Source organism: Pelagibius sp. (assembly GCF_028289705.1).
Lineage (GTDB): Bacteria > Pseudomonadota > Alphaproteobacteria > Kiloniellales > Kiloniellaceae > Pelagibius.
Map to the genome: position 1 here is coordinate 1 of NZ_JANQOI010000186.1, position 12,318 is coordinate 12,318.

At 67.5% G+C, this 12,318-nt stretch carries 12 protein-coding genes; 4 read left to right on the forward strand and 8 right to left on the reverse strand.

Translation table 11 applies throughout. The features are described from left to right. The 5 genes from Q0996_RS23990 to Q0996_RS24010 all read right to left on the reverse strand — a co-directional run. Positions 1 to 499 (reverse strand): sulfatase-like hydrolase/transferase (locus Q0996_RS23990; RefSeq protein ID WP_299626210.1); only part of this gene is annotated, 499 nt, incomplete at its 3' end. Continuing rightward, positions 500 to 1,627 (reverse strand): LacI family DNA-binding transcriptional regulator, encoded by a 1,128-nt coding sequence (locus Q0996_RS23995; protein ID WP_299626213.1) that lies wholly within the window; start codon positions 1,625 to 1,627, stop codon positions 500 to 502. Next, on the reverse strand, positions 1,624 to 3,114 hold the full coding sequence (locus tag Q0996_RS24000; protein ID WP_299626216.1) for a tripartite tricarboxylate transporter permease: 1,491 nt from the start codon (positions 3,112 to 3,114) through the stop codon (positions 1,624 to 1,626). The genes Q0996_RS23995 and Q0996_RS24000 overlap by 4 nt, the downstream gene beginning before the upstream one ends. Then, complete coding sequence (locus tag Q0996_RS24005) at positions 3,111 to 3,575, reverse strand: tripartite tricarboxylate transporter TctB family protein (protein WP_299626219.1); 465 nt, start codon at positions 3,573 to 3,575, stop codon at positions 3,111 to 3,113. Before Q0996_RS24005 ends, Q0996_RS24000 begins: the two co-directional genes overlap by 4 nt. Positions 3,576 to 3,644: 69 nt before the next feature. Further along, on the reverse strand, positions 3,645 to 4,598 hold the full coding sequence (locus Q0996_RS24010) for a tripartite tricarboxylate transporter substrate binding protein (RefSeq protein WP_299626222.1): 954 nt from the start codon (positions 4,596 to 4,598) through the stop codon (positions 3,645 to 3,647). Positions 4,599 to 4,777: 179 nt separating this feature from the next. On the opposite strand from Q0996_RS24010, the gene Q0996_RS24015 reads away from it, so the two are divergent. Genes Q0996_RS24015 through Q0996_RS24025 form a run of 3 tightly spaced genes read left to right on the forward strand, consistent with a single transcriptional unit; the run spans position 4,778 to position 7,224 of the window. After that, positions 4,778 to 5,905 carry a cobalamin-independent methionine synthase II family protein gene (locus tag Q0996_RS24015; RefSeq protein ID WP_299626225.1) on the forward strand — a complete coding sequence of 376 codons (1,128 nt, stop codon included), beginning with the start codon at positions 4,778 to 4,780 and terminating at the stop codon, positions 5,903 to 5,905. A 3-nt stretch (positions 5,906 to 5,908) separates the two neighbouring features. Beyond that, complete coding sequence (locus Q0996_RS24020) at positions 5,909 to 6,667, forward strand: alpha/beta fold hydrolase (protein ID WP_299626226.1); 759 nt, start codon at positions 5,909 to 5,911, stop codon at positions 6,665 to 6,667. A gap of 11 nt (positions 6,668 to 6,678) precedes the next feature. Then, positions 6,679 to 7,224, forward strand: a complete 546-nt coding sequence (locus Q0996_RS24025) for a cupin domain-containing protein (protein WP_299626228.1) — start codon at positions 6,679 to 6,681, stop codon at positions 7,222 to 7,224. A 9-nt stretch (positions 7,225 to 7,233) separates the two neighbouring features. On the opposite strand, the gene Q0996_RS24030 is transcribed toward Q0996_RS24025, so the two are convergent. Beyond that, complete coding sequence (locus Q0996_RS24030) at positions 7,234 to 8,139, reverse strand: LysR substrate-binding domain-containing protein (protein WP_299626230.1); 906 nt, start codon at positions 8,137 to 8,139, stop codon at positions 7,234 to 7,236. Positions 8,140 to 8,250: 111 nt separating this feature from the next. Here Q0996_RS24030 and Q0996_RS24035 point away from each other — a divergent pair, with 111 nt between their 5' ends. After that, entirely contained in the window at positions 8,251 to 10,539 is a 2,289-nt protein-coding gene (locus tag Q0996_RS24035) for an aconitate hydratase (protein ID WP_299626233.1), read from the forward strand. Between the two features lie 16 nt (positions 10,540 to 10,555). Here Q0996_RS24035 and Q0996_RS24040 read toward each other — a convergent pair whose 3' ends face one another. Together Q0996_RS24040 and Q0996_RS24045 are read right to left on the reverse strand one after the other, a co-directional pair. Continuing rightward, positions 10,556 to 10,969: a PleD family two-component system response regulator gene (locus tag Q0996_RS24040; protein WP_299626237.1), complete on the reverse strand. Its 414-nt coding sequence runs from the start codon at positions 10,967 to 10,969 to the stop codon at positions 10,556 to 10,558. Between the two features lie 101 nt (positions 10,970 to 11,070). Further along, positions 11,071 to 12,174, reverse strand: a complete 1,104-nt coding sequence (locus Q0996_RS24045) for an ABC transporter ATP-binding protein (RefSeq protein WP_299626240.1) — start codon at positions 12,172 to 12,174, stop codon at positions 11,071 to 11,073. Positions 12,175 to 12,318: the final 144 nt, after the last annotated feature.

Genomic DNA, 12,318 nt, shown 5'->3' on the forward strand with positions numbered 1-12,318 from the left:
GGGTCTCCTCCGGCAGGTGCCAGGGGCGCCAGGCGTAGTTGTTGTTGCTCATGCCGTGGTCGAACTGGCGGCCGAGGAAACCGGCATCGCCCAGATAGATCTCGTAGTCGTCGGTGACGCCGTAGAAGTTGCGGCCCTCGTCGTCCAGCAGAACGTCGTCGAAGCCGATGCGGTCGCGCTGCGGATAGACGTGGATCTTGCCCACCGCCTGGGCCTGATAGCCGGCATCGCGGAAGGACTGCGCCAGGGTCGGCAGGTCCGGCATCTCCAGGGTCGGCTGAAAGCTGCGGTCGCCGTGGCGCCGGGCCGAGGTGCCGGTCATCAGCGAACGCCGCGCCGGCAGGCAGACCGGGTGCTCCGAATAGGCGTTGGTGAAGCGCAGGCCGTTGCGCGCAAGCTGGTCCAGCGCCGGGGTCTGCACCGCCGAATGGCCGGCGATGCCCAGCAGGTCGCCGAACCAGTGATCCGTGACGATGAGCAGAACGTTGGGGCGGGTCATCTAGGTCTCCTTGATATCGGCCAACTGCATGACAGCGCCGGCGTTTTCATCCTTCGGCCAGCCCTCCGGCACCCGCGCGGAGCTGCGCACCACCAGATGGCCGGGCAGCAGTTCGCGCCGAGGCTCGCAGCCCGGGTCGTCGATGAGTGCGGCCAGGATCTCCACGGCACGCTGGCTCAGTTCCTCCGCGCTGGCGGTGACGGAGGTCAGGTCATAGGTGCGCCAGGCGGTCTCGGCGGCGTTGTTGAAGCCGATCACGGAGACATCCCTGCCCGGCGTCAGCCCGAGCTCGAACCTGAGCGCGTCCATCGCCCCCATGGCCATGATGTCGGAGGCGCAGAAGATGGCATCGGGCGGATTGCGCCGGGCCATGAGGTCCAGCGCGGCGCCGTGGCCGCCGTCATAGGTGAAACCGCCCCGGGCGACCAGCGGTGCCCGGCCCAAGGCGGCGCGGAAACCCGCCTGTCGGTCGCGGCTGGTGGAGGTATCTTGCAGGCCGGCGATGAAGCCGCAACGCTTGTGGCCGCCGGCGCGCAGGAACTCCCCCACCATCCTGCCGGCGCCCAGGTTGTCGGTGGCCACGGCGCTGACCGCCGGGTCGTCGACGATGCGGTTCATGGCCACCACCGGTACCCCGGCGTCGCGGCAGATGGCCGGCGCCCGGCTGGACAGGCGCACCGAGTTCATGACCACGCCGTCGACCTGATAGGCCAGAACGTCGGCGATCATGGAATCGATGTCCTCGCTGGAGGGGATCGAGAACAGCAGCGCCTGGAAGCCCGAGGCCCTGAGCGCCCCGTTCAATTGATGCAGGACCGCCACGTAGAAGGAGTAGTAGAGGTCGGCGACCACCACGGCGACGAGGCGGGAGCGGCGGGTAATCAGTCCGCGGGCCAGCGCATTGGGCCGGAAGCCCAGCTTCTTCGAGGCCGCGGCGATCTTCTTGCGCGCCGCCGGCGAAACGTAGCCGTTGTTGGAAAAGGCGCGGGAGACCGCCGACTGGGAAACCCCGGCAAGGCGGGCGACGTCGTAGGAGGTCGGCGCCTTGCGCGCGCCCTGCCCCGCCTTCGTTCCCGCCTTCTGCGAAGCCCGCAGCGGGGCCTTGCCTTTGTCGGTCTTGCGGCTCATGCGCCGCGCCCCTTGCGCAGGGCGCTATAGATCGGCGCCGCGATGAACACGACAGTGACCGCGAAGATGCCCACGGCGATGGGTTCGCCGAAGAATGCGAGGAAGCTGCCGTCGTTCAGCATTAGCCCCTGGCGCAGGGACTGCTCCAGGGTCGTGCCCAGGGCCATGCCGATGACGACCGGTGCCACCGGCACACCGGCCAGCCGCAGCAGCACGCCGAAGATCCCGGCCAGCACGGCGACGACCACGTCGATGGGGTTGCCGCGTACCGCAAAGGCACCGACCACGGACATCAGCACCACCCAGCCCATGAGCAGCGGTTCCGGCAAGCCCATGATGCGGCGAAAGCCCTGGGCGCCGAGCACGCCGAAGAGGACCATCAGCAGGTTGGCGATGAGGATCACGATGAAGGCGCCGATCATGATCTCCGGGTTGTTCTGGAAGAGCTGCACCCCCGGCACCAGCCCCTGGATCAAAAGCGCGCCGAGCAGCACTACCGTGCCGCCGTCGCCGGGAATGCCGAGGGCCAGGGTCGGCACCAGGGCGCCGCCGGTCACCGCGTTGTTGGCCGCTTCGGAGGCGACGACGCCGTCAGGCTCCCCCTTGCCGAAACCTTCGCGGCGCGGCGAGGTGCGCTTGGCCTCGGCGTAGCTGACGAAGGTGGCTGCCGTGGCGCCGGTGCCCGGCAGAATGCCGATGGCGGTGCCGATGGCGCTGCTCTGCAGCAGCATGCGGATGCGGAGACGGATATCCATCCAGGGCGGCATGCGAAAACCCACACCGGCAACGTCGGGCGGTTTGCCCTCGCGGTAGTAGGCCGCCCGGGTGAAGGCCTCGGAGAGCGCGAAGAGGCCGATCAGCACGCTGATCAGCGAGAGGCCGCCGGCCAGGGCGTCGACGCCGAAGCCGAAGCGCGACAGGCCGGTCATGTTGTCCGGGCCGATGGAGGCCAGGAAGAGACCGATGGCCCCGGCCAGCAAGCCCTTCACGGTGCTGCCGCTGGACACCCAGGCGATGCAGGTGAGCGCGAAGAGAATGAGGGCGAAGGTCTCCACCGGTCCGAAGTGGACCGAGAGCCGCGCCAGTTGCGGCGCCGCGACGATCAGCACGATCAGGGAGAACACCCCGCCGAAAGCCGAGGCGAAGGTCGCCCAGCCGAGGGCGAGATCGGCCTTGCCCGCCCGGGCCATGGGATAGCCGTCCAGCACCGTGGCCGCCGACTGCGGCGTGCCCGGCGTGTTGATGAGAATGGCGGTGATGGAGCCGCCGTAGACCGAACTGCAGTAGATCGACAGCAGCAGGGCGATGGCCGCCGGCGTCTCCATGGAATAGGTGAACGGCAGGGCCACCACCAGGGCGACCACCGTGCCCATGCCCGGTAGCGCCCCCACCAGGGTGCCGTAAGCCGTGCCCACCAGGATCGCCAGCATGACCTCCCAGGACGCGAGCTGGGAGAGGGCGAGGGTCAGGTTTTCCCCAAGGTTCATGACAGGGAAATCCAGGGGGTCACCGGCAGCGGCAACTCCAGAAGATGGTTGAAGAGATACCAGACCGCCAGCGGGCCCAGGACGCTGGTGAGCCCCAGGGTGATCCAGTGCCGGTATCCGAAGAGCAGGCAGAAGAGGAACATGCCGGGCGCCGCGGCGGCGACGAAGCCGGCATGGGGCAGGGCGAAAGCCACGGCGAGGGAAACGCCGGCCACCGCCAGCAGCTTCGTGGCCTCCGCGGCGCCGAGGCTGAACTCCACCTTCGCCGCGCCCTTGGCAGTCGCCAGGAGAATAACAGCCAGCAGGAAGATCAGCGCGAGGAACAGCCGCGGGGTGAAAACCGTCGAGACGTCCCCGCCGAAGCTGGGCACGTCGTACTCCTCGGAGAAGGTCGAGCCGAAGAGTACGGCCGCGGCCAGAGCGATGACGGCGAAGACGATGCGCTCATAGCTGATCGACATGGCGGTGTCCCGTCAGGCGGAAGCCGCCCGCCCCCGATTGAGAGGACGGGCGTCTTCCGGCCCTGCCCCTTACTTGATCAGCCCGGCGTCCCGCAGCAGATTGCCGTTCTGCTCGTACTGCTGGGCGAAGAATTTCGCGAATTCGTCGCGCGGCATGTAGCGCACCTGGCGCTTGGCCTTTTTCATGTTGTCGCGGAAGCTGTCGGAGTTGGCGGCGATGTCGCAGGCATCCGAGAGCTTCGTGACGATCGCTTCGGGGGTGCCGGCCGGCGCGAAGAACCCGAACCAGACGAAAGACTCCACCGGCTTGCCGAGCTCGGCCATGGTTGGCACGTCGGGGAACTCCGCAGAGCGCTTTGAGTCCAGGACCGCCAGCGGCCTGAGGCCGAAGCGCGCCTTGGCGTCGCTGAACCAGATGGCCATGTCGACGCGCCCGCCCAGCATGGACTTGGCGACCTCGTTGATGCCCTCATGGGGGATGTAGTTGAACTTCACGTCATAGGCGAGGGCGACCGCGGCCTGGGCGATGTGGGGCAGCGATCCCGGCGGCGGTCCGCCGGTCACCACCTTGTCCGACTTCGCCTTGGCGATCAGGTCGTCGATGGTCTTGATCGGCGAGTCGTCGAGCACCGTGACGAACAGCGGCCCCTGGGCGACGAGGCAGATCGGCTCCCAACTGTCGGCGTTGTAGCTGGTCTTGCGCAGATGCGGCTGGGTGGTGGTGGTGCCCACCGGCATGAAGCCCAGGCTGTAGCCGTCGGGCTTGGCCTTGGAAAGCTGGGTCGCCCCGATGGTGCCGCCCGCACCGGTGACGTTGCTGACGACGAAATCGGTGTCGAGGATCTTTTCCATCTCCGCGGCGAAGAAGCGCCCCGGCACATCGGTGCCGCCGCCGGCACTGAAGGGAATCATCACCCCGATGGAACGTTCCGGATAGTCCGCCTGCGCAGCGCCCACGGTCGCCAGCGCCAACACCGCCGCCGCACCCAGAGTCGCAACGCCCAAAGTCACTGTCAGTTTCATGATTCCCTCCCAGAGAATTGAGGCCCGGTTATATGAGGCTTGATTGATGTGCATTCGAATGCATATTCTGGTGTTTGTCAATCCACGAACGATCTTGCAGGCTGTGCCCGCCGGCAGAGCGCCCCTTCACACGCGCTGTAATGGCCTCAAAGAAAAACAGGGAGGCTCAAGGAAATCTCATGGCCAAGTTCCTCACCACCCACGTCGGCAGCCTGCCGCGGCCCGATTCCGTCTGCGATGTGCTGCAGGCCCGCGAGGATGCCGGTGCGCCGCCGGACGACTTCGAGGCGGTCGTCGCCCGCGAGGTCGAGGCGGTGGTCGCCCGCCAGGTGGAGATCGGCATCGATTTCGTCTCCGACGGCGAGTTCTCCAAGATCGGCTACGCCAATTACGTGAAGGACCGGCTGACCGGCTTCTCCGGCGACAGCCCGCGCATTCCCGGCGCCGACCTGGAGGATTTTCCGGGCTTCCTGAAGATGCTGGCGCGCTGGCGCGAAGGCGCGCTGCCGCGGCCCACGCCCTGCTGCACCGGGCCGATTGCGGTGAAGGACCGCGACCAGCTCGCCGCCGACACCGCGCGCCTGGGCGCTGCGGTCGAGAAGGCCGGTGCCCGCGGCGGCTTCATCAACGCCGCCTCCCCCGGGGTCATCGCCCTCTTTCAGGCCAACGAGTTCTACCCCGACCGCTCCGCCTACCTCGAAGCCCTGGCGAATGCGATGCGGGAGGAGTACCGCGCCATCGTCGAGGCGGGATTCTACCTGCAGATCGACTGCCCCGATCTCGGCATGGGCCGCCACACCACCTTCAAGCACGACGACGAGGCGACCTTCCTCAGAAGCGCCCATGAACAGGTGGAGGTGCTGAACGCGGCCCTGGAGGGGCTGCCGCCGGAGCGCCTGCGCATCCACATCTGCTGGGGCAACTACGAAGGCCCGCACACCCGCGACATCGGGCTGGACAAGGTGTTGCCGGTGCTGCTGCGCGCCAGGCCCGCGATCATCCTGTTCGAGGCGGCCAACCCGCGCCATGCCCACGAATGGCAGGTCTTCAAGGAGATCGATCTGCCGGAGGAGAAGATCCTGGCGCCCGGTGTGCTGGATTCCACCTCGAACTACGTCGAACACCCGGAACTCGTCGCCGAACGCCTGCTCCGGTTCGCGGAGATCGTCGGGCCGGAGCGGGTCATGGCGGGATCGGACTGCGGCTTCGGCACCTTCGCCGGCGACGGGCTGGTGGAGGCCGAGGTCTGTTTCGCCAAGCTCGCCGCCATGGCGGAAGGCGCCGAACTGGCGCGGGGCCGGGCCTAGGCCGTGGCGACGTTCCTGCTTCTCCACGGCGCCTGGCACGGCGGCTGGTGCTGGGAGGACGTGGCCAGGCGTCTGATCGCGGCGGACCACCGGGTCGAAGCGCCGGACCTGCCCGGCCTTGGCGGCGACGCCGCAAATCTCTCCCCGGACATCGGCCTGGAGAGTCACCTCGCCTGCGCGCAAGCGGCGCTCGAAGACCTGCAAGGAGCCGTGGTCTGCGGCCACTCCTACGGCGGTGTGCTGGCCCGCGGTCTCCTCGACCGCTGTCCGGATCTGGTCAATGGCCTGGTGCTCATCGAAGCGCTGTGGCCCGATGACGGCCAGGCGGCGCTGGACTGCATCGCCCCGGCCGCGCGGACGCTGTTCCTCCAGCGCACCGAGGCCGAGGGTGATGGCTGGCGCCTGCCGCCGCCGGACCCGGCGCAGTTCGCCATCGCCGACCCGGCGCTGCGCGCAGGCATCGCCGCGCGCATGACCGACCATCCCTTCCGGACCTTCCAAGACCCCCTGCGGCTCAGGGGCCCCGCACGGCTTCCCGAAACGCGCCGCTTTCTCATCGCCACCGACCGCGACCCGCAGCCCTACGCCGAGACCGCCGCCGCGCTGACCGCGGAGGGCTGGACCCTGGTCGAGCATCCCGGCGGACACGAGATGATGGTCACCCAGCCGCAGCTTGTCGCGGACCTCCTGCTGGAGAGCGCGACCGCCGGCGCCCAGTCTCAGACCGCAGCCGCGGCCCCCGGCCGCAGCCCACAGCCATGAAAGGAAACCCCATGCGCAAGGAACGTGAGATCCGCTTCGACGAAACGACAGGCGCCTGGTTCGGCAAGTCGATGCCGATCGGGCGCACCGAGATGGAACAGCGGGTCTGGCGGTTCCGCGACCTCACGCCCTCGCCCCGGGCCTTTCTCGACTGCACCTTGCCGGGCCATGTGCGCACCCTTTTCAGCGCCCTGGGGCATGGCGCCGACGACGAGCAGCTCGAGGGCACGGCGGTGGAGGCCGCGGAGAACTACCACATCGACTTCGTGAAGGCAGAACCTGGCAACGGGGCGGCGCTGCACAGCCACGGCTCCGAAGAGACCTTTGTCGCGCTGACCGGACGCTGGGAGATCTTCTGGGGCGACGACGGCGCCGGCGGCAGCACGGTTCTGGAACCCTTCGATGGCGTGGTGGTGCCCGGTGGGGTGATGCGCGGCTTCCGCAATGCCGGCGAAGAAGAGGCCGTGCTGATGGCGATCCTCGGCTTCCACAACGCCGGACATTGCATCTGGGACGAAAGCCTGCAGCCGGCCTTCGCGGGGCAGGCCGCCGAATAAGCCCTCTCCCTAGGGAAGGACCTTGGCCTCGCGACGCACCAGGGCGACAAAGCGTTGGGCCGCGGGCACGTGATCGACGCTGCGGCAGGCCAGGCGCAGCGGCGCCACCAGCCGAGGTCGCGGCGCCAAAGGGCGGAAGACCACACCTTCCAGACGCATGCGGCGCAGCGACTCCGGCACTAGGCTGGCGCCCAGCCCCGCTGCCACGAGGTTGAGGGTGGAGGTGATTCGCGGTGCCTCCTGGACGATGCGCGGATTGAATCCGGCCGTCCGGCAGGCGGCGACGATACCGTCGTGCAGGCCCGGACCGCTGGCGCGACGATAGAGCACCAGGGGCTCCGCCGCCAGATAGGTGAGCTTTAGGTGTTCGTTCCTGGCCCGCGCCAGGGGATGCCCTTTGGGCAGGGCCGCGAACATCTCTTCATCCAGCAACGGATAGACCCTAATCCCCTCCCCCTTCGGCATGGCCGAACGGATGAAGGCCACGTCCAGGCGCTCCGCCCGAAGGGCCGCCACCAGGTTGCTGGTACCGGATTCCTCCAGCACCAGCGATACCTTGGGATGATTCTCGCGGAACAAGCGGATGACCCGCGGGACGAAGGGGTGGAAGGGGGCGGAGGAGGTGAATCCAACCTCGAGGCGACCCTGTTCGCCCCGTGCCGTCCGCTTGGCGCGGCTCAGGGCGCCTTCGACTTCATCCAAGATACGGCGGGCATCGACCAACAGGGCCTTGCCGGCTTCGGTCATCTCCACGCCACGCGGTTTGCGGCGAAAAAGCTGAACCTCCAGTTCCTCTTCCAAGGCGCGAATCTGCTGGCTTAGCGGCGGTTGCTGGATTCCCAGCCGTTCGGCGGCCCGGGTGATGTGGCCTTCTTCCGCCACGGTGACGAAATAGCGTAGATGCCGAAGATCCATTGCCATACTCATTAGATATGGATTTTGCTTTTAACATATATTGGATGTCTGAAGCCATCGCGAATACCTTCTGACCAAGCCGTTGCAAGAAGCTTGAAGGAGAGATCCGCCATGGTCGAGATCGAGTCCAGCCCCAAGATGGTCGCCGCCGTGCTGGAGCGTACGGCGAGGACCCTTGATGCCGTTCGGCCACGGCTGCGGCGGCCGCTGACCCTGGCCGACAAGATCCTGCTGGGGCACCTGAAAGACCCGGAAAGCGCCGAACTCCGGCCGGGTGAAAGCCAGCTTCAGCTTCACCCCGACCGGGTCGCCTTCCAGGACGTGCTGGGGCAGAGCGCGATGCTGCAGTTCATGCAGACCCGCCTCGACCGTGTCGCCGTGCCGACCACCATCCACTGCGACCACCTGATCCAGGCACGCCGGGAGGGCGTGGCCGATCTGCGGGACTCCCTGGAGGAAAACCGCGAGGTCTACGACTTCCTGGGCTCGGCGGCGGCGCGCTTCGGCGTCGGCTTCTGGGAACCAGGGGCCGGCATCATCCATCAGGTGATCCTGGAGAACTACGCCTTTCCCGGCGCCCTCATCATCGGCACCGACTCCCATACGCCCAACGCCGGCGGGCTCGGCGCCTGTGCCGTCGGGGTCGGCGGCGCCGATGCGGTGGAGGTGATCGCCGGGCTGCCCTGGGAATTGCGCTATCCCAAGCGCATCGCAGTGGTGCTGACCGGCGCCTTGGACGGCTGGGCCGCACCGAAGGATGTGATCCTCTGGTTGGCGGGCCAACTGGGCGTCGCCGGCGGCACCAACGCCGTCATCGAGTACATCGGCCCGGGGACGGAGACCATCAGCGCCACCGGCAAAGCCACCATCGCCAACATGGGCGCCGAGCTGGGCGCCACCACCTCCGTCTTTCCCTACGACGCCCGCATGGCCACCTACCTGAAGGCCACGGGCCGCGGCGATCTCGTGCCGATCATCGAACGGCACCGCGAATTGCTGCGGTCGGACCCCGCGGTGCTGGCCGATCCGGCGGCACACTACGACCGGGTCCTGGAACTGGATCTTTCGAAGCTGGAGCCGCATGTCGTCGGCCCCCACTCACCGGACCGGGCGCGTCCGCTCTCGGCGCTTGCCGCCGAGGTGGCGGAGTCCGGGAACGGTTTCATCGATGCCATCTCGACGGCGCTCATCGGCAGTTGCACCAACTCCTCCTACGAAGACATGAGCCGAGCCGCCGATGTCGCCGCGCAGGCGCGCGCCCATGGCCTCTCGGCTGCTGTCCCCTTCCTGGTGACGCCCGGTTCCGAGCGGGTGCGCGCCACCCTGGAGCGCGACGGGCAGAGCGCGGCCCTGGCGGCCATCGGCGGCCAGGTGCTGGCCAATGCCTGCGGGCCCTGCATCGGCCAGTGGCGCCGCGCCAGAGCGGAAACCGCCAAGCCCAACACCATCGTCACCTCCTACAACCGCAACTTCCCCGCCCGCAACGACGGCCAGCCGGCGACCATGAACTTCATCGCCAGCCCGGAGATCGTCACCGCCCTGGCCCTGGCCGGGCGCCTCTCCTTCGATCCGCGGCGGGATGCGCTGACCGGCGCCGACGGCAAGCCCTTCAAATTGGTGCCGCCAAAGCCGGCGCCCGAAGTGCCTTCGGCAGGTTTCGCCGACAGCCGCGAACACTATGTGGCGCCGCCGGAGGGCGGCCTGGCGATCCCCTTGAAGATCGACCCCGAGAGCAAGCGCCTGCAGGTGCTGGAGCCCTGGCCGGCCTGGGACGGCAAGGACTTCCTGGACATGCCGGTGTTGGTGAAGACGGCGGGCAAGACCACCACCGACCAGATTTCACCCGCCGGGCCCTGGCTCGCCCTGCGCGGCCATCTCGACCGTTTCAGCGACAACCTGCTCTCCGGCGCGATGAACGCTTTCACCGGCGATCGCGGCAGAGGCAGCAACCAGCTCACCGGTGCCGAGGGTGAGGCCTTCGCTAAGGTTGCCCGCGCCTACCGGGAAGCCGGGCTGCCCTGGGTGGTGATCGGCGATGCCAACTACGGCGAGGGCAGCAGCCGCGAACACGCCGCCCTCTCCCCGCGCCTGCTGGGCGGCGTGGCCGTCATCGCCCGCAGCTTCGCGCGCATTCACGAGACCAACCTGAAGAAACAGGGCCTGCTGGCCCTCACCTTCTCGGACCCGGCGGACTACGAGCGGATTCGCGAGGACGACCGCCTGAGCCTGCTGGGCCTGCGTCAGTTGACCCCCGGCCAGCCGGTGATCTGCCGCCTGGCCCACGCCGACGGCACCTTCGAAACCCTGAAGCTGGTGCATAGCTACAGCCACGGCCAGCTTGCCTGGTTCCAGGCCGGCTCCGCCCTCAACCTGCTGACCCTGTTCCAGAAGTCGGCCTAGGCGCGGTTCGCGGATCTCAAGTGAAGGCGTAACCCACCGCCGCGGTGATCTGCTCCCCCAGCTCTTCGGCGGTGATCGGCTTGGTGAGCACCGTCAGGGCACCCACCTGCATCGAGACTTCGTGGAGCAGCCGGTCGCGGTCGCCGGTGAGCATCAGGATCGGCACGCCGCAGTTGCGCAGGTCCTCGTTGCGCCTGACGGCATTGCAGAACTGCAGCCCGTCCATGTTCTCCATGTGCAGGTCGCAGATGATGACGTCGGGAAAGCGCGTGCCCGGATCGGTGAGGTATTCCAGGCCCTGCTCACCGCTCTCGGCCTCGGCTATGGCGGTCACGCCGATGGACTTCAGCAGGCCCCGTACGATGGACCGCATGGTCTTCTGATCGTCGATGACGAGCACGCAAAGCGGGCAACTTTCTGCACCGGACATGTTCAAACCCGACCCAATACAACAGTTCCTGCGGCGGATTACAGCGGGCAATCGTAAAGAATTGGTAGCTGCCCCCGGGGCGCTCTGTGGCGATCCGGCCCTCAGTCCCGCTGGATCCCCGGCCGCGCCACCGCCTTGCCGTCGCCGGAAAAGAGATGAATGGCGTTGTCCGCGGCGGAAACGCTCAGCTCCTGCCCGGTCTTGGCGCGGCTGGTGCCCTGTGAACTGACGATGACGTTGGTTCCGTCCTGCAGGGTCATATAGAGGTAGCTGACGTCGCCCAGGTGCTCGACGACATCGACACGGCCGCTGAGGGTCAAGACGCCCCCGGCGCCCTCGCTCATATGCTCCGGCCGCACACCCAGCGTGACCGTCTCGCCGGCGCGCAGGCCCTGCGGAGCGCAGCTCAGGGAGACCGGCGCGCCGTCGCCGAGCTGCAGGTCGATGGCGTTCTCCCTGACCGCGGCGATCTCCGCGGCGAAGAGGTTCATCTTCGGCGAACCGATGAAGCCGGCGACAAAGAGGTTCTGCGGGTAGTTGTAGAGCTCCAGCGGGGAGCCGATCTGCTCCACATTGCCCTGGTTCAGTACCACGATCTTGTCGGCCAGGGTCATGGCCTCCACCTGGTCGTGGGTCACGTAGATGATGGTCGACTTCAGATCCTCGTGCAGCTTGGCGATCTCGATCCGGGTCTGAACCCTGAGCGCCGCATCGAGGTTGGACAGCGGTTCGTCGAAGAGGAAGACCTTGGGGTTGCGCACGATGGCCCGACCGATGGCGACGCGCTGGCGCTGACCGCCGGAGAGCTGGGCCGGCCGGCGGTCCAGCAACGTATCGAGCTGCAGGATCTTCGCCACCTCGCGCACCCGGGCGTCGATTTCCTGTTTCGTGCTGTTCGCCCACTTCAGCCCGAAGGCCATGTTCTTGTAGACCGTCATATGCGGATAGAGCGCGTAGGACTGGAACACCATGGCGATGCCCCGCTCCTTGGGGCTCAGGTCGTTGACCACCTTGCCGCCGATGGAAAGCTCTCCGTCGGTGATTTCCTCCAGACCGGCGACGAGGCGCAGCAGGGTCGACTTGCCGCAGCCCGAAGGGCCGACGAAGACCACGAATTCGCCATCGTCGATGTCGATATCGACGCCATGGATGACCTTGACGCGGCCGAAGTCCTTGCGGATCTGTTTGAGCTGTATGGCAGACATGGCTTGTCTCGCTTCTTTCCTTGCCGCTGCGGCGCGGGTCCGGCCTAGGGCCTGTTGAGATTCATTTCGCCGTCGTGGCGGGAGCAGATATTCGCCAGGGTTAGGAGCGGGCGGCGCCGTGGGGTGGTCCCCCACAAGGCGTCC

Bases quoted from the DNA above. Each gene is read 5' to 3' on its own strand.
- Q0996_RS24030 (WP_299626230.1), bottom strand. From the start codon at position 8,139: ATGGATCTTCGGCATCTACGCTATTTCGTCACCGTGGCGGAAGAAGGC.
- Q0996_RS24005 (WP_299626219.1), bottom strand. From the start codon at position 3,575: ATGTCGATCAGCTATGAGCGCATCGTCTTCGCCGTCATCGCTCTGGCC.
- Q0996_RS24040 (WP_299626237.1), bottom strand. From the start codon at position 10,969: ATGTCCGGTGCAGAAAGTTGCCCGCTTTGCGTGCTCGTCATCGACGAT.
- Q0996_RS24035 (WP_299626233.1), top strand. From the start codon at position 8,251: ATGGTCGAGATCGAGTCCAGCCCCAAGATGGTCGCCGCCGTGCTGGAG.
- Q0996_RS24045 (WP_299626240.1), bottom strand. From the start codon at position 12,174: ATGTCTGCCATACAGCTCAAACAGATCCGCAAGGACTTCGGCCGCGTC.
- Q0996_RS24010 (WP_299626222.1), bottom strand. From the start codon at position 4,598: ATGAAACTGACAGTGACTTTGGGCGTTGCGACTCTGGGTGCGGCGGCG.
- Q0996_RS24000 (WP_299626216.1), bottom strand. From the start codon at position 3,114: ATGAACCTTGGGGAAAACCTGACCCTCGCCCTCTCCCAGCTCGCGTCC.
- Q0996_RS23995 (WP_299626213.1), bottom strand. From the start codon at position 1,627: ATGAGCCGCAAGACCGACAAAGGCAAGGCCCCGCTGCGGGCTTCGCAG.
- Q0996_RS24015 (WP_299626225.1), top strand. From the start codon at position 4,778: ATGGCCAAGTTCCTCACCACCCACGTCGGCAGCCTGCCGCGGCCCGAT.
- Q0996_RS24025 (WP_299626228.1), top strand. From the start codon at position 6,679: ATGCGCAAGGAACGTGAGATCCGCTTCGACGAAACGACAGGCGCCTGG.